The 20,142-nt window shown below is 58.5% G+C and carries 18 protein-coding genes and 1 pseudogene; 3 read left to right on the top strand and 16 right to left on the bottom strand.

Going from position 1 to position 20,142, the window contains the following annotated elements:
- Positions 1-106: 106 nt before the first annotated feature.
- The 3 genes from AAFH49_RS04770 to AAFH49_RS04760 all read right to left on the bottom strand — a co-directional run bounded on the left by AAFH49_RS04770 (position 107) and on the right by AAFH49_RS04760 (position 2,877).
- Positions 107-565 (bottom strand): PA2169 family four-helix-bundle protein, encoded by a 459-nt coding sequence (locus AAFH49_RS04770; RefSeq protein WP_342296359.1) that lies wholly within the window; start codon positions 563-565, stop codon positions 107-109.
- 61 nt (positions 566-626) lie between these two features.
- Positions 627-1,901 (bottom strand): BaiN/RdsA family NAD(P)/FAD-dependent oxidoreductase, encoded by a 1,275-nt coding sequence (locus AAFH49_RS04765; protein WP_342296358.1) that lies wholly within the window; start codon positions 1,899-1,901, stop codon positions 627-629.
- A 97-nt stretch (positions 1,902-1,998) separates the two neighbouring features.
- Positions 1,999-2,877 carry a Rossmann-fold NAD(P)-binding domain-containing protein gene (locus AAFH49_RS04760; protein WP_342296357.1) on the bottom strand — a complete coding sequence of 293 codons (879 nt, stop codon included), beginning with the start codon at positions 2,875-2,877 and terminating at the stop codon, positions 1,999-2,001.
- 187 nt (positions 2,878-3,064) lie between these two features.
- Between AAFH49_RS04760 and AAFH49_RS04755 the strand changes: the two genes are divergently transcribed.
- Positions 3,065-3,937 (top strand): SDR family oxidoreductase, encoded by an 873-nt coding sequence (locus AAFH49_RS04755; RefSeq protein ID WP_342296356.1) that lies wholly within the window; start codon positions 3,065-3,067, stop codon positions 3,935-3,937.
- 165 nt (positions 3,938-4,102) lie between these two features.
- On the opposite strand, the gene AAFH49_RS04750 is transcribed toward AAFH49_RS04755, so the two are convergent.
- The 8 genes and pseudogenes from AAFH49_RS04750 to AAFH49_RS04715 form a co-directional block, all read right to left on the bottom strand.
- Entirely contained in the window at positions 4,103-4,975 is an 873-nt protein-coding gene (locus AAFH49_RS04750) for a DUF1571 domain-containing protein (protein ID WP_342296355.1), read from the bottom strand.
- A gap of 53 nt (positions 4,976-5,028) precedes the next feature.
- Positions 5,029-5,328, bottom strand: coding sequence for a YciI family protein (locus tag AAFH49_RS04745; RefSeq protein ID WP_342296354.1), 300 nt, complete (start codon positions 5,326-5,328; stop codon positions 5,029-5,031).
- Positions 5,329-5,641: 313 nt separating this feature from the next.
- Positions 5,642-5,764: pseudogene (locus AAFH49_RS04740) on the bottom strand (YkvA family protein); the annotation flags it as partial.
- A 323-nt stretch (positions 5,765-6,087) separates the two neighbouring features.
- Complete coding sequence (locus tag AAFH49_RS04735; RefSeq protein WP_342296353.1) at positions 6,088-7,278, bottom strand: hypothetical protein; 1,191 nt, start codon at positions 7,276-7,278, stop codon at positions 6,088-6,090.
- Between the two features lie 31 nt (positions 7,279-7,309).
- On the bottom strand, positions 7,310-8,134 hold the full coding sequence (locus tag AAFH49_RS04730; RefSeq protein WP_342296352.1) for a type 1 glutamine amidotransferase: 825 nt from the start codon (positions 8,132-8,134) through the stop codon (positions 7,310-7,312).
- 120 nt (positions 8,135-8,254) lie between these two features.
- Positions 8,255-9,358, bottom strand: a complete 1,104-nt coding sequence (locus AAFH49_RS04725) for a carboxylate-amine ligase (RefSeq protein WP_342296351.1) — start codon at positions 9,356-9,358, stop codon at positions 8,255-8,257.
- An 85-nt stretch (positions 9,359-9,443) separates the two neighbouring features.
- Positions 9,444-10,637, bottom strand: coding sequence for an ATP-grasp domain-containing protein (locus tag AAFH49_RS04720; protein ID WP_342296350.1), 1,194 nt, complete (start codon positions 10,635-10,637; stop codon positions 9,444-9,446).
- 59 nt (positions 10,638-10,696) lie between these two features.
- Positions 10,697-11,404: an esterase family protein gene (locus AAFH49_RS04715; protein ID WP_342296349.1), complete on the bottom strand. Its 708-nt coding sequence runs from the start codon at positions 11,402-11,404 to the stop codon at positions 10,697-10,699.
- A gap of 138 nt (positions 11,405-11,542) precedes the next feature.
- Here AAFH49_RS04715 and AAFH49_RS04710 point away from each other — a divergent pair, with 138 nt between their 5' ends.
- Positions 11,543-13,102, top strand: coding sequence for an alpha/beta hydrolase-fold protein (locus tag AAFH49_RS04710; RefSeq protein ID WP_342296348.1), 1,560 nt, complete (start codon positions 11,543-11,545; stop codon positions 13,100-13,102).
- Between the two features lie 413 nt (positions 13,103-13,515).
- Here AAFH49_RS04710 and AAFH49_RS04705 read toward each other — a convergent pair whose 3' ends face one another.
- The gene (locus AAFH49_RS04705; protein WP_342296347.1) at positions 13,516-14,142 is read right to left on the bottom strand and encodes an AlbA family DNA-binding domain-containing protein; all 627 of its coding nucleotides are present in this window, start codon (positions 14,140-14,142) and stop codon (positions 13,516-13,518) included.
- Positions 14,143-14,250: 108 nt separating this feature from the next.
- Positions 14,251-14,667, bottom strand: a complete 417-nt coding sequence (locus AAFH49_RS04700; RefSeq protein ID WP_342296346.1) for a DUF3127 domain-containing protein — start codon at positions 14,665-14,667, stop codon at positions 14,251-14,253.
- Positions 14,668-14,799: 132 nt separating this feature from the next.
- Between AAFH49_RS04700 and AAFH49_RS04695 the strand changes: the two genes are divergently transcribed.
- Positions 14,800-15,723 carry an isoaspartyl peptidase/L-asparaginase family protein gene (locus AAFH49_RS04695; RefSeq protein WP_342296345.1) on the top strand — a complete coding sequence of 308 codons (924 nt, stop codon included), beginning with the start codon at positions 14,800-14,802 and terminating at the stop codon, positions 15,721-15,723.
- Between the two features lie 154 nt (positions 15,724-15,877).
- Here the strand turns inward: AAFH49_RS04695 and AAFH49_RS04690 are convergent, their stop codons facing one another.
- The 3 genes from AAFH49_RS04690 to AAFH49_RS04680 form a co-directional block, all read right to left on the bottom strand.
- Entirely contained in the window at positions 15,878-16,864 is a 987-nt protein-coding gene (locus tag AAFH49_RS04690; protein ID WP_342296344.1) for an aldo/keto reductase, read from the bottom strand.
- 161 nt (positions 16,865-17,025) lie between these two features.
- Positions 17,026-17,946 carry a cyanophycinase gene (locus AAFH49_RS04685; RefSeq protein ID WP_342296343.1) on the bottom strand — a complete coding sequence of 307 codons (921 nt, stop codon included), beginning with the start codon at positions 17,944-17,946 and terminating at the stop codon, positions 17,026-17,028.
- Between the two features lie 91 nt (positions 17,947-18,037).
- Positions 18,038-19,876, bottom strand: coding sequence for a M1 family metallopeptidase (locus AAFH49_RS04680; RefSeq protein WP_342296342.1), 1,839 nt, complete (start codon positions 19,874-19,876; stop codon positions 18,038-18,040).
- Positions 19,877-20,142 lie beyond the last annotated feature (266 nt).

The raw sequence follows: 20,142 nt of genomic DNA, 5'->3' as shown, positions 1-20,142 counted from the left end.
AGGCCCCCTCGATTAATCGAGGGGGCCTTTTTTGATTTATCAAGATTATTAGAAACGTTCGAAACAGGTTGTCTGAATCCGTCGAATCCGTAATAATCTACGGTTTCTACTTCGACGAATCGCGCAGGGCTTTGATTTTGTCGTGGCCTTCAACCACGCCCTGGTACTGCTTTTCGATTACCGATTTCAGCGCAGCGGGGAGGCCTTCGGCTTTCAGTGCGGTTTGGTAGGCTTTCTTGGCGTAGTCTTCGCCGCGCTCGCACTCGGCGAGGATGCTGTGACGGTCTTTGCCGGTTACGGCCGATTTCAGGTCAATCCAGGCGCGATGCACGGCACCGGTGATGGAGCCGCTGGCACCTTCGTTGGTGTCGGGCTTGAGGTCCAGCTTGAACATCTGGTCCTCGATTTCATTGAGGTAGCTTGAGCGCTGGGCGGCGAAATGCTTGAACGTGTCCTTTAGGTCGGCGTCTTGCACGTCAACCATGGCTTCGGCGTAGCCTTTCTGGCCGTCTTTGAGGGTTTCAACCAATTCGTTGAGCAGGGCTTGGGTGGCTTTGGCTTCCATGAGGAAAGAGTATTTTGAGGTGAAATATTATGCCTCGTTTACTGCTGAGCCGCGCGGAAGGTTACACTGCCGATGCCAATGGTACGGCCATCGCCCGCCCGGCCAGAAAGCCGGTGGTCCAGGCGGCCTGGAAGTTGAAACCGCCGGTGATGCCGTCGATATCTAGCACCTCGCCGGCGAAATACAGGCCGGGTACGCGCCGGCTCTGCATGTTTTTGAGGTCGACTTCGTCGAGGATGATGCCGCCGCAGGTCACGAATTCCTCTTTGTAAGTGGTTTTGCCGCGCACGGCCAGCGGCATTCGGAGTAATAATTCGAGCAGGCGGTTCTGTGCTTTGGCGGGTAGGTCGCTCCAGCGGGTTTCGGCGGCGATGCCGGCTTGCTCGGCCAGGTTGCGCCAGAGGCGCTGCGGCAGGCCGAATTGCGGGTTGCTTACTACCGTTTTCTTGCCGTTTTCCTGCCGGAATTGTTGCAGCCAGGGGCGCAGGGTTTCTTCGGTAAAGGCTGGTATCCAATTGATAAGCGCAGTGCCTATGTAACCCAGCTCGCTGAGGCGGCGGGCGCCCCAGGCCGAGAGTTTGAGCACGGCCGGGCCGCTCACGCCCCAGTGCGTGACGAGTAGCGGGCCTTCGTATTGCAGCTTTTCGCCGGCCAGCACCACGCGGGCCTGAGGCACGCTCACGCCCATGAGCTCGCTTAAGGGCGAATTGGGTACGTTGAAGGTGAAGAGGGAAGGCACTGGCTCGGCGATGTGGTGGCCGAGGGCGCGCAGCCAGTCATAGTTGGCCGATTTGGGGTTGCCGCCGGTGGCGATGAGCAACTGCGAAACCAGCAACGATGCGCCCAGTTGCGTGCTGCCTGAGCCAGTAATTTTCAGGTTAAAGCCACCTTCGGGCAAGGGCTTGATTTCATCAACACTGGCATTGGTGACGATGCGGACACCGGCCCGCCGGGCAGCTTCTTCCAGCGCCTGGGCAATAGTTTCGCTCGAATCGGTGGTGGGAAACATGCGGCCGTCGGCCTCCGTTTTCAGCGCCACGCCGCGCTTGGCAAACCAGGCAATGGTTTCGGCCACGCCGAATTGCTGAAAGACAGCTTTGAGCTGCTTGCTGCCGCGCGGGTAGTGGGCCACTAACTGGGCGGGGGTGTCGCAGGCATGGGTCACGTTGCAGCGGCCGCCACCCGAAACGCGCACTTTTGCCAGCAATTTGCCGGTTTTTTCCAGTAAAATGACGGAGATGTTGGGGTTGGCTTCGGCGCAGGCAATGGCACCAAAAAAGCCGGCCGCCCCGCCGCCAAGAACGGCCACGAGGGGGGGAGCTACAGCAGATTTCACGGGGCAAAGGTACGGCTGGCTTGTAGCACATGCTTTAGCTTGTGCTCGGCTGGCATTCTACTGGGCACAAGCTAAAGCATATGCTACAAGCAGCGCCTTAGCAGTAGGCCAGTGAAGCCAGCACGTCGTCGTGCTTGAACTGATAAGGCACAATGCTGCGTACCAGACTACTGTCAATGGTTTTGCCGCTCACGCCCTGCTCGTCTTTAAAAGTGGGTGCGGTCAGATTGAGGTATTGGGCGGCGGCGGGGTAGAAATCGCGGCGGCGTGGGTGCTGGTCGGCGCACACGTTCAGAGTGTGGCCCCAGGCTCCGCGCTCGATGATGCAGGACAACACGCCCACCACATCGGTCAGGTGCACAAGGTTTACGGGGGCATTGCCTTGGTCGAGGCCCTGGCGGCCCGCCAGGAAGCGGCCGGGGGCCCGCTCCGGGCCAATGAGGCCGCCCAGGCGCACCACGGTGCTTTTCCATTGGCCGTAGCGTGGCACGAAATGGCCCTCTGCCCGCAGTACGTCCGAGGCCGCATCGCGGGTGCTGATGGCGTCGGTTTCGCGCATGAGGCGCGGCTCGTTCGGATACACGCTGGTCGAGCTCACGAATAGTACGTGCGGGGTGCCAGCAGCGGCCACGGCCCGGTGGATGGGGCGTAGCAAGGTGGGGTAGGCCCCGGCGGCGGCGGCGCGAGGCGGCACGTTCAGCACGAGCACGTCGGCAGCGCTGAGCAGGCGGTGCAGGAGAGCTTCGGCCGGCGCGCCAAAATCAGAACCTAGCCGCAGCAAGTGGCCTTTAATGCCAGCCGCAGCCATCAGAGGCAGGTTTTCGGGGGTGGTGGTGGTGCCCAGCACGGGGTGGCCCGAAGCCGCGAGCTGCCGGGCCAGGGCCATGCCCAGCCAGCCACAGCCCAGCACTAATACGGTAGGGAGCCCCGCTCCCGAAGTCGGGCTCGTGGAGCCCCCGGAAATGGAACTAGTCATGCAATGTCAGTACCTATTAATGCCTTCAAGCTGCGAAGGTGAGAAAAAAATATGAAACACTATATTCGGCATTGAAAATAAATAATCTGGCTTCTGAGCCGCGTTGAGCTAACATTCGCACCAGCAGGCTTGTACCTTCGGGCGGCGGACCACCCCGCTATTCCCACCCTCACCGACTTTTTTTCGAATGAACGCACCCTACACCCAGCCCATGCTGCGCGATAACGCCCTGGCTGGCAAAACCATCATCGTAACTGGCGGCGGCACCGGCCTGGGCCGGGCCATGACCACCTATTTCCTCCAGCTGGGGGCCAATGTCACCATCACCAGTCGCAAGCTGGACGTGCTGGAAAAAACCGCCGACGAACTTCGCCAGCAAACCGGCGGCAAAGTGCTGGCCATTGCCTGCGACGTGCGCAAGTACGACGAAGTGGAGGCCATGCTGGAGCGCACCATCCAGGAATTTGGCGGCGTTGACGTGCTGCTAAACAACGCAGCCGGCAATTTCATCAGCCCCACCGAGCGCCTGAGTCACAAGGCTTTTGATGTGATTGTGGACATCGTGCTGCGCGGTTCCTATAACTGCACGCTGGCCGTGGGCAAGCGTTGGATTGCCGATAAAAAGCCCGGCACTATTCTCAATATCGTGACAACCTATGCCTCCGTTGGCTCGGCTTTCGTGGTGCCCTCGGCCACGGCCAAGGCCGGCGTACTGGCCATGACGCGCTCATTGGCAGTGGAATGGGCCAAGTACGGTATTCGCTCCAACGCCATTGCCCCCGGCCCATTCCCGACGGAAGGGGCTTGGAGCCGCCTTTTCCCCGAGCCCTTGGCTAGTAAGCTCGACCCCGCCGCCAGCGTGCCGCTCAAGCGCGTGGGCCAATACCAGGAACTGGCCAACTTGGCCGCATACTTGGTATCTGATTTCTCGGCCTATGTGAATGGCGAAGTCGTGACCATTGACGGCGGTGAGTGGCTGAACGGGGCCGGCGAGTTCAATAAGCTCGAAATGCTGACGCCTGATATGTGGGATACCATTGAGAAAACCATGCGCCGCTAGACCACGGATTCGCTCGGATTTTTCGGATTCCACGGATTTTGTGGATGTCAATCTACTAATTGATATCATAATGAGTAAAAAAGGCTTGCCAACTGGCAAGCCTTTTTTGTTTTTTCTGCGTCCACAAAATCCGTGGAATCCGAAAAATCCGAGCGAATCCATGGTCTAGAGTTTGTAGTCTTTGTAATCCTTGGTGAATTCCTCCAGCGGAATGGGTTGGTTAGGAATTACATCCAGGAATTCAAATTTTTCAAACAGGCCTTTTTCATCATTCACCTGCACCATGGTGGGGAGGTAGGTCTTGGGGTCGACACAGAGAATAGTGCGGCGACCGTAAGAATTAGGCACTTGCAGCACTTTGCCTTCGGGTATTTTGTCGCCGATAGTCAGACCATTGCGCTCGATTATGCGGAATTCGCCGCAGCCAAAACGCTCGGCAACCGTGCCGATGGTTTCGTTTTTGCCCGCTTTGTAGCTCACGTAGCGGTACTGCGGGTAGTCGGAGCGGAGCACGTAATTGGTGCGGCCCAGCAGGGTGGTATCGCCCACGTAGCGGAACGAACGGCTGTAGGAATTATCCTGGCGCAGGCCGGTGGAGCGTAGCAGGTCTGAAATGGTGCCGAAACCGGCCTGCAACGCCGTGTGGTGCTGGCCGCTGCGCATCAGCTTGCCATTGGGGTCTAGGCTGAGGGTAACGTAGGGGAAAGCCGCTGGGTACACCCAGGCATCGCCGCCGTTCTGGCCAGCCAGCCAGAGCACTTCCACGCCTTTCTGGTTTTTGATGTAAATGCGTAGCGGCTTGTACGTCAGCTTCATGATGCTACGTGCCTGATGGATACTGCCTTCGATGCGCTCCTGGGCTTTCACGGTGCAGCGCAGGAATTTCAGGCCTTCGATGGCCGAGCTCATGCGCGTCGTGAGTTGCTCCGTGGTGATGGGGGGCGGGGGAGCGGGGGCCGTGGCGGCCATTAAAGCCAATATTCCTCCCGGAATAACGAAACGTAGCGTAGTAGAAAATGTAGCGGGAAAAGCAGGCATAAAAGGACAAAATGAGCGACCGACTGCTCCAGAATCAGGGAGCAAAGGCAGCATTAATTGAGGTTGATGTGGGGAAAGCGCGAGGCCGTGCTGTCGAAAATGAACAGCTCATCAATTTCCACGCCACGCAGGAACCGATAGAGCGGAAATTGTTCGACGAGGGCCTGCACTGCGGCGGCGTCATCGCCGTTCATGGTGACCCAGCCCCGGCTCCGGTCGCTGCTGATGGCGTAGGATTCCACGATTTTTTCGTTCAGCAGGCGGTTGATAAAGTCGCGGTGGCGCGGAATAACGGCGATAAACTCCTCGTTGAAGGCATCGGGCAGGCGCAGGGAAACTACGAAAGTCGGCATACGGGCGGAATGGAACGGTAGCTGGAAGCAAGCCGGCTAAACTGGAATCTGGCCAGGCGAAGGCAAACAGCGGCAAATAATCAGTTGTTTGGTCGGCAGAATAACGAAAAAAGCCCCAGCCGGGGCTGAGGCTCCAACATTAAAAGGCAATTTACGAATGCCCCAGTTCGGCTACACTGGGCTGGGCCTGGTCGCCACGGGCAGGCTCGGCGGCAGCATCCGGGCCGGGGCTGCTAACGGCGGCACGTGCACCGGTTTGCTCCCATTCCCGGAATTTGAGGATTTCGCCCTGGAATTTGCCCACAAACCAGCCAATCAGGCTCAAATCGTCGAGGAAGCCAATTACCGGAATAAAATCGGGTACCAAATCGATGGGCGACAACACGTAGAGCAACACCGCCAGGCCCGAAATAACGGTGCTGGTAGAAATGTCCCGGTACTGGCCGCTGATGAAGGCCCGCACCAGCCGTACCAGCGTAAGGGCCACGTCGAACAGCTGCTTGAATTTGTTGTCCTTGCTTTCCTTACTGGCCAGTTTATCAGCCGTTTCGTTCAGGACGGCAACTACTTTGAACGGCTTGCCCAGAAGCTTGGTAGCGCGGCCAATGAATACGTTGAAAAGTGCGTTTTTGGAAATTTTGAGGCCTTTTTCGGCCAGCGGAGACATGGGCATAACAATGCGAGTGAGAGAGTGTTGGGCGGGCTTTACGCGCAACGGCCCCGCGTTGTTCACGCCGGCTTCATCCAAGGCCAGCGGCCCTAGCGTTCGAACAGGGGCGTGGTGCCACCCACCCAATCTTTATTCTTGTTGAAATCGACCCCAATCATCTCGCCCCGGCTCAGGCGGCTCAGGCCGCAGAGGAGCATGGGACGTACCTGGTCAGGATGCCAGATGTAAAGCAGGCGAATCTCGCTTTTAACCAAGCCATCAGGGGACTGTACTACGGGTTCGTACTGCACTTTGCGCTGCAACAGATAATGTTCCTTGTCCTCAATGGCGTCCAAATCGGCGGCCGTGACGTGCAGGCGCACGCCGGCCCCGGCAAAGGAAAACAGAGGCTTGAGCACGTAGTTTTCCAGGTCGGCAGGGTAGGAACTTAGCTCGTGCAGATAGTAGCTGGGCGGTACAAATGGCCCGCTGAGCAACGGGAGCGTGTACTTGCTGACGCGAAAAAACCAGTTGGGGTGACCCACCCAAATCACGTTCACATCATCGGTCAGGTGAAACTCACCGGGCAAATTTGGGTAGCGCTCTAATTCGTCAAAAATAACACGGTTATAAATACGCTTAATTGGAATTTGGCGACCGTTTTTTTCGTAGAACAACTGCCGGCCATTTTTGCGAACTTTGGTGAGACAAACAGCCTCGATTCCCCAGAATTCTTTCGTTAAAACAAAGTCAATGCGAGTCTTTTGTTTCTCGGGATAAATTTCCAGCAGAATAACGTTTTCAGGTGCTTCACCGCCTAGTAAAAAACGCCTCATTTCTTCGCGGTAACCAATTGCATCCGGCGAATTTAGGAATGCGGAAACGGAATCTGAAATAGGGAAATGCCGGCCAAAAATACCTGGTAGCCAAGCTTGAAACGCGTAGAGCGAGGGGAATCCCTGCATCTCAATCAGCTGCGGTTCCAGTTCGCCGGCAGCATTGCGGCACACGGCAAAATCAAACGTTAAAAAATCCGGCCGGCCTTCATTGCCGGGCACGCGCTGATGCGTGGGAATTGCTCCTTCGGTTAATTCCTTGAAATTATCCTGCTGAATAACATCGATAATTGAGTCGCCGGCCGCAATTAATTTATCCCGTAAATCAGCTGGGATAAATACCGGTGTTTCGGCCACCCGAAAGTCTAATTGCCCGGGAAATTGCTGGTCGATGTCGGCCAGCATTTCCTGATATTTCTCGGGCGTGAAAGCGGCGTTGTAGCGGTGGCGGTGCTCAGGAATCATAAGGAAAGGAGCGGCTGAATGCGGGCCGGAATTAAGCGGCCGTGAGCTGGCCCAACTGGGCTAAAGCGCGACGTAAAAAAGTAGGCAGGATGATGGATTCGGTGTATTCAATCGTGTCGGGGTCGGCCAGTAGGCGCACCATTTCGTGGTATTTGGCTTCACCGTAAGTCGTGATTACCTGTTGCTTGCGCTCGTCGGTGAGCATATAGCGTAACATACCTTCGCCATCGGCTTCGGGGTGAAACTGCGTGCCGAATACTTCCGGCGAGAAGCGTATGGCCATTACGGCTCGGGCCAGGGGTATGTGGGGACGCTCTTTTTCCAGACACAGAATTTTAGCTCCCAACTCCTCAATGCGCGGCATATTGAGGTCCGCCAATTGATAATCACGCGAATCGACCACATAGAATGGGTCGGCTAAGCCCCGCAGCGTAGGCTCGGCCGCGCCGGCCGGTGTGAAATGCACCGGCAGCACGCCAAACGAGGTGGATTTGCGCCGGCTAATGGTGCCCACGCCCAAGTGGCGGCTCACTAACTGAAACGAATGGCAAATAAGTAACAGGTGCTTCTTGTTTTCATTTGTCTGATTATGAGCAAGTATTGCATCAATCAGCCGAAAGTACCGAGGTTCCCACAGCTCATCAGAGGGCAGGGGGCTACCGGGGCCGCCGCTCGAAACGTAAATGTCATAATCCAGGCCGGGCAACTCGTTTTCGGCTCGCACATTAAAGGTGTCGACGCGAAATCGGGCACCGTTTTCCTCCGCGCTACGGGCCAGCAGCTGCCGGATGCAGCGCATTCCTTCATTGCGCGCATTATCATACATATCCAGAATCGCAATGCGAATAGCTTTCATAGAGTATTTAATAAATAGGCTGTTGCAGCCAAAAAATAGAAAAAAGCCAAGCCAGAGCCGAGCTTAAAAACAAACAACGCCAACCGGGGGGCTGGCGTTGCGAAAACAAAGATAATTCAGTTACAGACCGAACGTGGTTTCGGCCAGAATGTAGTCGACCACCTTGGTCAGGTCGCCGGTTTCGCGGAAAACCTGTAGCTGGCGGTCGGCCCCGGTGCCCATCTCCATCATTTTCAGCACGTATTCTACTTCGTGGCGGCTGCCGAGGTCGTCCACCACGTCGTCGATGAAATCGAGCAGCTCCAGGATGAGCTTGCGGGTGGGCACTTCCTCCTGAATGCCGAAATCAATCATGTTGCCATCGAGGCCGTAGCGGGCGGCACGCCACTTGTTTTCCTTGATAAGAGCGCTACGGTAGATGCGAAAATTGAGGTTCTGAGCCTTGAGCTTGTAGATTTTGGCCACCAGCGCCTGCATGATGGCGGCCACGGCAATGGTTTCATCGGCGCGCATCATCATGTCGCAGATGCGGTACTCAATGGTGTCGAAGAAGGGGTGCAGGCGCACGTCCCACCAGATTTTTTTGCCGTTGTCGATGCAGCCGGTTTTTACCAGCAGCGCGATAAATTCATCGTAGTCGCTGGCGCTGTGGAAAAAGCCGGGAATACCAGTGCGCGGAAATCGCTCGAACACTTTGGTTCTGAATGATTTGTAGCCAGTTTCGCGGCCTTCCCAAAACGGCGAGTTAGTGCTGAGTGCGAACAAGTGCGGCAGGAAATACCGCAGCGTGTTCATCATGTACACGCCCATTTCCCGGTTTTCGATGCCGACGTGGACGTGCATGCCGAAAACGAGGTTTGAACGAGCGGCCTCCTGCAATTCTTCCACGATTTTATCGTAGCGCACATCGGGCGTGATGGGCTGGTCCTGCCAGCGCGAGAATGGGTGCGTACCAGCCGCCCCGATTTTCAGGCCCTGCCGGTCAGCCAGCTCAATTACCTGGCGGCGCAGGTGCAGTACTTCCGTACGAGCCTCGCCGATGTTCTGGCAAATATTGGTGCCCACCTCCACCACGGCCTCGTGCATTTCGGCCTTCACTTGCTCGTGGAGCGTGATTCTGCCGTTTTCGACGATTTGCGAGAGGTGCGAGCGAAGCTCCCGGGTTTCCGGGTCAATGGTCTGAAATTCTTCCTCGATGCCGAGGGTAAACGTAGGCGTGGCCATGAACGGAGCGACTGAAGAAAGGAAGAAAAAGGCAAGAATAGCCGCGCCCGATGGGGTGGAGCGCGGCTATTTGGTGGACAGGCGATTAAGCCTTTTTAGCAACTGGCTTTTTGGCGGCGGGCGCTTTGGGTGCGGCAGCTTTTTTGGCGGCCGGAGCTTTGGCTACAGGTACTTCGCCGGTGGGCGGCTCGGGCTTGGGGGCGCTGGTGGCTTTCTTGGGCGCGGCTTTTTTGGCGGTGGCCTTGGGGGCACCGGTGGCACCCAAGTCGTTGGTTTCGCTCACGGCGCTGCCTACCTGTACATCGGCTTTGCCAGCGGATTTCTTGGGTGCGGCACCTACTGAGTCCTGCACGAAGCTGCCCCAGGTGAGGTTGGTTTTGCCTGCCTGGTTGGCTTGAGCGCGCTCGATGGCCAGCAGCGCGGCATGTTCTACCACCCACTCAAAGTTCTCAGCACCAACGGAATTCACGTCGGCATCGGGGGCAGGGTTGCCGAAATCGATGGCGATGGGCACCCCGCCGCGCACGGCAAATTCTACCGTGTTGAAGTCGTAGCCCAAGCCCTGGCACAGGCGCAGGGTGTAGTCCTTGATGGTGTCGAGCAGCTTCTGACCAGCCTCACCTTCGGTTTTCATGGTCGTCTGGTAACGCTCGTGGGGAGCGTTGCGGGGCTCGTAAGGCATGATGAGCACGTGCTTGCCGCCCAGGCAGTAGCAGCGGAAGTAGTCGTCGAACTCAATGGCTTCCTGGTACAGCATCACCAGCTGGCCGGTTTCGTCGTAGGCGCGCCAGGCTTCTTCGGGGTTGTCTACTTTATACACGCTCTTCCAGCCGCCACCGGAGTGGGGCTTCATAAAGGCCGGAAAGCCAATGCGTTCGAACGCCCGCTCCCAGTTGAACATGGTCAGGTTGCGGAAGGAGTTTTCGGTGGTGTCGTCGGGGCGGGCCTTGCTGGGCAGTAGCAGCGTTTTGGGCACCGGCACGCCTAACTGTACGGCCAGGGCGTTGTTGAAAAACTTTTCGTCGGCGCTCCACCAGAAGGCGTTGTTGATAACGGCGGTGCCGGTCAGGGCCGCATTTTTCAGGTAGGCGCGGTAAAATGGAACGTCCTGCGAAATCCGGTCGATGATGACATCGTAGCCGCAGGGCACAGCCTGTTCAACTTGCTCAATCTTAACAAATTCAGCCGTGATGCCGTCCACGGCTTTCTCGTTTACACGGTCGACGAAGGCTTGCGGGAAGGTATTTTCCTGTCCGAAGAGGATGCCAATTTTTTTCATAGGTTGGGGTGTTTGGTTCGTTTTCTGGGGTGAAGAATTGGGGAAGCGAACGGAGGTGCTTAGCCGATGGTGGCCAGGTATTGGGGGAACATCTCGCGCCATACAGGCCAGTCGTGGTTGCCGAATGGCTTCACGTCCAGCGTATAGTGAATGCCTTTTTCGCTGAGCAGGCGCGCCATCTGGAAATTGGCTTCTTTGCAGAAGTCATGCTCGGCGGTGCCCAAGATGATGTTCATCCACTGGAAATGCTCGTTGTACGCGCCGGGCAGGTATTCGGGCGGGTTGTTGAAATACACGTTGTCGTCGTGGTAGCCGTCTACGAACTGGCGAATGTCGAAGGCCGCGCCCATCGTAAATAAATGTGCCACCTGGTCGGGGTGGCGGAAGGCAAAATTGAGCGCGTGGAAGCCGCCGAAGCTGCATCCCGCCACCGCAATTTTATCAACGTGGCACTCCTGCTGGAGCATTGGCACGAGCTCCTCGCTCAGAAACTGGTCGTAGAAAACGTGGTTCTGCACCCGGATGCGAGGCTCCAGGTGCTTGGCGTACCAGGAATGCTGGTCGACGCTGTCGATGCAGTAAAGCTTGACCCGGCCGGCTTCTACGAGCGGGCGCGCCGCCTCGATGAGCTTGAAGTCGCGGGCCTCGTATTCGCGGCCGCCGGACGTGGGAAAGATGACCACCGGGTAGCCCCAGGTGCCAAAAACCAGCATATCAATATCCTGGCCGAGGTGGTGCGAGTAAAAGCGACGATGTTGTTCCTGCACGGGGTGGGGGGAAGGGTGGCGAAGAAATATTTGAGGAGCGGTGCGGCAAACTAGTGAAGAAATCATGGACCGGCTGCATTTATCCGGTTTTTCTTTGATTAAGAAGCGCATTCCGACCGGGCGGCGTTACTTTGTTTGATGCTTGCAGACCCCACCAGCCCCTTAATATCATCCGTTGGCACCCGCCTTTGCCGGGAAGTGTTACCGTCCAGCTTTTTGGCGCGCGAGGTGGAACTAAGCATTCTGCTGCCCCCGGCGAGCCTGCCTACGGCCGCCTCCTATCCAGTGTTATATCTCAACGATGGGCAGGATTTTGAGCGGCTGCACCTGCAAGCCACGCTCGATGTGCTGTATGCCGGGGGAACGGTGCAGCCTTTTATAGTAGTAGGAATGCACGCCAACGAGCTGCGGGTGCAGGAATACGGTACGGCCGGCCACCCCGATTTCAACGGCCGGGGCAGTTTGGCCGGGGCGTATGCGCAGTTCGTGCTGGAGGAGCTATTGCCCTTTGTGCAAGAGAATCACCAGGCTTCTTCTAACCCGGCTGAGGCGGTGATGGCGGGCTTTTCGCTCGGCGGCCTGTCGGCGTTTGATTTGGTGTGGCACCACCCGGAGGCGTTTGCGCGGGCCGGGGTATTTTCGGGCTCGTTCTGGTGGCGGCAGCGGGCGGTGGGGGCCGGCTACACGCCCGCCGACCGCATCATGCACGGGCTGGTGCGGGCCGGTAGCCTGCATCCCAGCCACCGTTTCTGGTTGCAGGTGGGCACGCTCGACGAGCGCGGCGACCGCAACGAAAATGGCGTTATCGATTCTGTCGAAGACTGTCTGGATTTAATTGAGGAATTGATTTCCTGTGGTTTAAATACGCAAAATGCCCTGCGCTACGTGCAGGTAGAAGGCGGCCACCACCACCCCGATACCTGGGGCCGGGTGATGTCTGATTTTCTGATTTGGGCATTTGGCAAGGCAGAAGGTTCGGCTGCGCTCCCCGCCCCGCTGCCGGTGGTACGCCTGCAACTCGACCCGCATCTGGCCCCCGCTATTTTGCCGCCTTCGGCCCCGCCAGTCGCGCCGCCCGTCACCCCGCTGGTGCTGCCGACTTCCGAAAATGCCGTTGGGCAACCATTGCCGGCTGCATTAGTCCTTGCTACTCATTCAATTCCCACTCCCATGTCCCTGACCCGCCCTGCCGATGGCGACTTCCTGCCGTATGCCGCCGGCTATATCAACCTCGTGCCAACCGATGCCGACCCGCGCGAGGTGCTGCGCTCCCAACCCGCCGAAATTCACGCCGTTTTTGCTGGCCTAAGCGAAGAGCAGGCCGAAAAAGCCTACGCTCCCGGCAAGTGGAACCTGAAGGAAATGCTGCTGCATCAAATTGATTCTGAGCGGGTATTTGCCTACCGCGCCATGCGCTTCGCCCGCAATGATGGACAGAACCTGCCCGGTTTCGAGCAGGACGACTACGTAACGTACAGCGGGGCCAACGCCCGTTCTATTGCCAGCTTGCTGGCCGAGTACGATGCCACCCGCGCTGCTACCGTAGCCTTATTCGACTCCTTCACCGAGGAGCAACTGGACCGGCGGGGCACGGCTAACGGCGGCCCCGCTACGGTGCGGGCGTTGCTCTACATCGTGCCCGGCCACGAGCGGCACCACCTCAACATCATCCGCGAGCGGTATTTGCCCATTTTGTAGGGGATTTTCGGTAAAGTTTCTACCTTCGCCCAACTACAACACGCCGGCCCGGCCGTGCGTTGAAAGCCCCGAAACCCATTCCCTCACCTAAACTTCTTTTCAATCATGGCCAAAGCGCAGGATGCCCGCAAAGAGAAAAAGAAAGAACCCGTAAAAACCACCAAAGAAAAAAAGGCGGAAAAAGAAGAGAAGAAAGTAGCCCGCGCCCGCAAGCAGGAATAGACCACGGATTGGCTCGGATTTTTCGGATTCCACGGATTTTGTGGACGATTCATCTAGGTTACTCAATGAAAAAGGCCACTCAGTTGAGTGGCCTTTTCATTGAGTGCGGTTTGAATAATTCGTGACTTCTACAAAATCCGTGGAATCCGAAAAATCCGAGCGAAACGAAGTTCGGCGTAGCCAATCCGTGGTCAGGCAGTGTAGTACGGTTCCTTTTCCTTGTCATGGTGGCGGATGTAGCCGTGCAGCACCAGCTTTATCAGGGTTTGGTAGGCGCGGCGCTTGCCGAAATTTACCAGCTTCATGAACTGGGCCAGGGTGATGCGGGGGTGGGTTTTCAGGTAGTCGATAACGGCAAGTTCCTGCTTGTTGAGGGGGATTTGCTCGAATTGAGACTCAGGCTGCTGGCGTTCCAACAGCTTCTCGGTGAGGCCGCTGGTTTGCACGCTGGCATCGCGCACGCGCACGTAGCCGCGCCAGTCGTTGGGCGCTACCTGGGCTCGGTGGGGCTTGCGGGGGCTTTCGGGCACGGTCACGATGAGGACAGTGCGGCCATCTTCCTCCACTTCGTGGAAGTGCAGGCCGGCTAGGGGCGGGGCAATGTAGTGCGCGGCAGCATCGCGCAGCACAAATAATTCTTCCTCGGCATCGCGCACGCCCAGGATGCGGCCGGCATCATCGACACCTACCAGTACCTGCCCGCCGCGCGTGTTGGCCAGCGAAACCAGGGTGCGCGAAATGCGGTGCGGGTGGGTAGTTTTCTGCTTGAATTCCAGCGCCTCACCCTCGCCCCTTGCTATCAACTCGTGTAAGTCCATGGAATATTATACGCAAATCGGACATAAAAAATGCCGCTCCCGGGTACCGGAGGCGGCATTTTCATAAGCGTTATCAAGTAGCTGAGCTACCGGAGCAAACGGCTGGCCTTAGAAGGGCAGGTCGTTGTCGTCGTCGCTGGCGATGGGTGCAGCAGAAGGCTGGGCGCGCAGCGTGGGGTTCTGGTTTTGGGCAGCGGGGCGGGGAGCCGCTTGCTGCTGGCCACCGCCGCCACCGTAGTTGGCAGCACCGGCAGGCTCGATTTTCCAGGCTTCCAGGTTGGTGAAGTACAGCATCTGGCCGTTTTTGTTAAAGCCACGGCCGCGCAGGTTGAAGGTCACCTTCACTTCGTCGCCCATTTTGAAAGGGTCGATGAGGCTGGTTTTGTCCTGAACCATCTGAAACTTAATATGCTCGGGATACTGGCCGTCCTGGACTTCCAGCACGAACTCGCGCTTGCGAAACTTTTCGCTTACCTGCTGTTCGTCAAATATTTCGTGCAGCCGGCCGGTTACGTCGTATGCCATAAAAATGGGGTGTTTTTGGATTTGTAGACTTGAACATCAAACCTACGAAAAAAAACGCAAGCGGCCCCGCTGCCGTTCCCTCCGGCTACCTTTGCGGGCGCATTTCTCCCGACTTTTTTACTCCTTATATATATGTTCGCCCTTGCCATCCACGGCGGTGCCGGCACCATTGCCCGCGCTTCGCTTTCTCCCGCCGATGAACAGCTCTACCGCGCTGCCCTCGAAGCGGCCCTCAGCACTGGCTACGATATGCTGCGCGACGGGGCCGCCGCCCTCGACGCCGTGGAAGCCGCCGTGCGCAGCCTCGAAGACTGCCCGCTGTTCAATGCCGGGCGCGGGGCCGTGTTTACCCACGACGGCCACCACGAAATGGACGCCGCCCTCATGAGCGGCCACAACAAACTGGCTGGGGCGGTAGCCGGCGTGCGGCAGGTGCAAAATCCAATCCGGGCCGCCCGCCTGGTAATGGAGTATACCGAGCATGTTTTGCTGGCTTACCCCGGAGCCGATGAGCTGGCCCGCGAACACGGCCTGCCATTGCAACCAGAGGAATATTTCTTCACCCAAAAGCGTTTCGACCAGCTCCAGGATGCCATTGCTTCGGGCAAAATGCAGCTCGACCACGCTGCCGACCCGAACTGGAAAAAAGGCACCGTGGGGGCCGTGGCCCGCGACCAGCACGGCCACCTGGCCGCCGCCACCAGCACCGGCGGCATGACCAACAAGCGTTACTCCCGCATCGGCGACACGCCGCTCATCGGGACTGGCACTTGGGCCGATGCGCGTTGCGCCATCAGCTGCACGGGCAATGGGGAGTATTTTATCCGGGCGGTGGCGGCTTACGACGTGGCTTGTTTGATGGAATACAAGGGGTTATCACTGGAGGAAGCGGCCCGCATTGTGGTGCAGGACAAACTGGCACCGGTGGGCGGTGAAGGCGGTCTGATTGCCGTGGACGCGGCCGGGAACGTCACGCTGCCGTTTAATTCGGAAGGTATGTACCGCGCCAGCCGGGTTGAAGGAGGGGAGGCCGCGGTGGCTATCTATAAGGAGTAGCCGAACGACTATAGGCAAAAATCAGAACGTCATGCTGAGCGCAGCCGAAGCATCTCCATCGCAGTGGTAATCCAATCAACAGGATTTACTTGCACGGTAGAGATGCTTCGGCTGCGCTCAGCATGACGTTTTCTTTGTAATGCGCCGGTTACGATTACCAACTATAATGCACCATCGGCTTGATTTTTTCATCGTAAATCTCCCGCACGGCCTGCATTTGCTCCGCCGATAAGGCGGGAAGCTCGGCGGCTTGCAGATTCGAGAGAATCTGCTCGGGGCGGGAAGCGCCGGGGATGACGCAGCTTACTTCGTCGAACATCAGAATCCAGCGCAGGGCCTGGGCGGCGAGGGGCGTTTGAGGCCCGAAAACGTGTTTTAATTCTTCCACGGCGGCGAGGCCGGTTTCGTAATCCACGCCGGAGAAGGTTTCGCCTTTGTCGAAGGCTTCGCCATGACGGTTGAAATTGCGGTGGTCGTCGGCTGAGAAATGGGTTTGCGGGGAGAACTTGCCGGTGAGTAGGCCGCTGGCCAGCGGTACCCGCACAATCAGGCCGATATTGCGCCGGGCGGCTTCTTTGAACAGCAGCTCCGGCGGGCGCTGGCGGAACATATTAAAAATCAGCTGGACCGTCGTCACGTTGGGGAATTCGATGGCTTTAAGGCCTTCCTCCACTTTCTCGATGCTCACGCCGAGGTGTTGGATTTTGCCTTCTTCACGCAGGCGGTCAAACTCCCCGAAAATCTCCGGGCGGTAGTAGACCTCGGTGGGTGGGCAGTGTAGCTGAATTAAATCGATGGTTTCCAGTTGCATATTGCGCAGGCTGTCTTCCACAAACTGGCGGAGCACGGCGGGCTGGTAGGCCTCGGCCGTGTGGGGCTGGAGGCGGCGGCCGCATTTCGTGGCCACGAAAAGGCGCTCGGAGCGGGAGCGCACCAGCCGGCCCACGGCTTTTTCGCTCTCGCCGTCGCCGTACACATCGGCGGTATCAATGAAATTGATGCCGGCATCCACGGCGGTATTCAGGATTTTATCGGCGTTGGCGTGGCTGAACGGGTCGCCCCACTTGCCGCCAACTTGCCAGGTGCCAAGGCTGATTTCTGAAACTGAAAATCCGGTTCTGCCGAGCTTGCGGTAGTTCATATGGATGAAGTTTGATGGTGAAAGCGGCGAAAACAGGCCATTACGCCCGCGCTGCGGAGTGCTGCTTGCTGAGTAGCGTACGGCAAAATGGCTGCGATGGAAAGAAAAAGCCCGCTCATTTACGCAATGAGCGGGCTTTTTCTGGCAAAATCCGGCAGGCTTTACCCAATGGGCGTAATATCAATGGCCACGCTTGGGGTGGCAACGGGGGCCAGAACGTCTTTGCTGGGGTAGAATTTCCGCTCGCGCATGTCGTACACGTTGCCTTTGGCCAGGACGTGCATGGTTACGTTTTCGATGGAAAGCACCGTGCCTTTTTTTGCGGCGGCGGCGTTATTGTGCTGGATGTTGTGGCCGTCGAGGATGATAACCAGGTTAGAGCCAATGGTTTCGACCAGGTTGCCCTCGGTGATGAGTACGCCGGTGTCCTCGCCCAGGCCAATGCCGATGAGCTTGGGGTGCAGCGCCACCGATTCGATGAGCCGGCCGAAGCGGCCACGCTTCACGAAGTGCGAGTCGATGATGGCGGCGGGTAGCAGGCTCAGGCCGATGCCCATTTTCACGGCTCCTTTTAACAAGGCATCGGGCACCGAGCCGCCGCGAATCATGTAGTGCGACATGGCCATGGCCCCGGCGCTGGTGCCGGCAATTACGAAATTCGGCTCGGCGTAGTACCGCTGAATCATGCGGTCGAGGAAATCGGTTTCGCCGAACATCTCGCGCAGGCGCGACTGGTTGCCGCCCGAAAACATGACCACATCGGCGGCCAGCAGGCGCTCTAAGTACTCGGGCTGGCGGGCATCCTCGGGCGTGCGGATGTCCATAATGCCCACGTTCAGGCAGTTGAGCATGGCGAAGGAGCCGGTGTAAATCGGCCCAACTTCCTCTGGAATCATAGAAGCGGTGGTCACGACTTCGATGCGCGGGTCGGTTTTGCCGGTTTCGAGCACGATGCGCTTCAGGATGCCCAACTCGAAAAAGTTGAGGTAATACTTGCGGCGGGTCCGGGGGTTGGGGTACGTGCCCTTGTCCTCGTTGCCGCCCACGGCGATGAGCTTGCCGAGCGGAATGATGGTTTTCAACGGATGGCGGATGTTACGGAGTGATGCAAAAACGAAATGGCCAGACGGTAGCCGGGCCGTAGCCCGTGGCAAAGTTCGGGCCGGATGGGGATTAATGACGCTCGGCCCGGGTGGCAAGTAGGGCATCGAGCGTGCCGGTGGTCACGGAGTGATAGTTGCGCCGGGCTTCGGTGTAGATGGCGTGGGCCCGCGCCGGGCCATCGGGCGTGGCCAGCAGGGCCTGGTAGAGCGGCACCACAAATTTGCGACGGCCCACGTGATGCAGAAATTTTTTCACGGCTTCGTCGGCCGCCGCGTAGCCGGCCCGCAGCGTGTGCGGAAACCAGGCGGCCAGAATTTCGGCATTGCCGGAAGTAGTGAAGTGGAAGGCCGCGTCCAGCGCCGCCAGCTGCTCGGCCGTCAGGGTCGGGGAGAGGCGGTGCAGAAAATGGACCCACTCGTGGCTGCTCCATTCGGTGGTGGCCGTCCGGAGGGCCGTTGGTGCGGTGCCTGCCTCCAGGTTGGCCAATGCCTGGTCGACCTTGGCAAATCGGTCGGATGTTGGCGTTGGCGCGTTGGGTGGGAGGCCGGGGCCATCGACCCAGGCGGCCAGGTTCAACTTGGCTTCGAGGCCGGGCTCTTTGTCCAGCAGCTCGGCGCGGAGGTAGTGTAGGAAGGTGGCGGTGTCCATCGCCTGAAAGCTGAAGCGGGCGAAATACTCCTTAATAAAGGTGTCGAGCCGGGGCCGGCCAATGAGTGACTCCAGCGTCAGGAGCAGGGCGCAGCCTTTCTCGTAGGCAATTTCGGTGAGGCCTTCGTCGGGGTCGCGGCCGGCCAGGGCCAGGTGCAGATGGGTATCGGGACTGGCCGCCCCAATTTCTTCAATGGTATGATGCAGCGCGGCCCGGCCCAGTACTTGGAGCATATCGGCGTATTCGCGGCCATACAAATGTTCCATGATGCGGCGCTCGAAATACACCGTAAATCCTTCGTTCAACCAGAAATCATTCCACGTTGCATTTGTAACCAGGTTGCCCGACCACGAGTGAGCCAGCTCATGGGCCACCAAACTGGTCAGGCTGCGGTCGCCCGCAAGGATGGTTGGTGTTACAAATGTTAATCTAGGGTTTTCCATTCCGCCGAAAGGGAAGGAGGGAGGCAGCACCAGCAAATCGTAGCGCTCCCAGCGATAAGGACCGTACAGTTGCTCGGCGGCGACCACCATGTTTTCGAGGTCGACAAACTCGTGGGTTGCTACCGGCAGCGTGGCCGGCTCGGCGTAGATGCCGGTGCGTCCGCTGAGCGGGGCAAAGGCCAGGTCGCCCACCGCCAGCGCCATGAGGTAGGCCGGAATAGGCTGCGCCATGCGGAAGTGGTACTCGCCGGTGGGGCTTAGCTTCTGCGGGTTCTCGGCGCTCATCAGGGCCAGCAGGTGGGCGGGCACGCGCACCGTGGCCTCGTAGGTGAAGCGGATGCCCGGCGAGTCCTGGCACGGCAGCCAGGTGCGCGCCAGAATGGCCTGCGACTGCGTGAAGAGGAACGGCTCGGTGCCGGCCGTCTGCTCCGCCTTCAGCCACTGCAAAGCTGCCGCCTGCGGGGCCGTGCGGTAGCGGATGCGGACGGCCGTGGTCGCGGGCATCAGCGTCACGCGCAGGGCCTGGCCCAAAATGGCATCGGGCGAACCTAGGATGAAATCAGTGGTCGTGGCCAAGCCTGTGGCATCGAGCGCCTCCACGGCTTCGATGGTGAGGTCGCGGGTGTCGAGCACGAAATCGGCCGCCGCCCCGGGATTGGCGAGGTGCCAAGTAGCGGTGCCAGCCAGGGTATGCTGGTCGAAGTCGACCGTCAGGGCCAGGGCGAGGTGCTGCACCCGCACCGGACTGCTACCGGCGTGGCTATGCGGGTCGGTGGGGAGGACGGTGGGGGTCAAGTCGGATGAGAGAGGGGCCATGCGGGAAATGGAGAAGAGATAGTCGGAAAAGCCGGGACGGAAATCGATGACCGTGCTAGCCAGTACTTCGCTAAACGCCGGCCCGAAATAACAACCAGGCTGGTGGATTGGGCTCAAAAGAAGACGTCGGTTGCCAGATAAGGGCTGCCGGAAGCCAGCTACGCCCGGCAAATAAGGCTATTCGGGCCGCCCCGCCCCTCGGAACGGTACTTTTTGCCCGGAATTGGCACGATTACCGCCTTATGGCAACACGCTGTGCCCCGCAG

The sequence above is a fragment of the Hymenobacter segetis genome, assembly GCF_038448715.1.
Classification (GTDB): domain Bacteria; phylum Bacteroidota; class Bacteroidia; order Cytophagales; family Hymenobacteraceae; genus Hymenobacter; species Hymenobacter segetis.
Note: the sequence above shows the minus strand (reverse complement) of the source record. Positions and strands in the feature narration are given on the sequence as shown.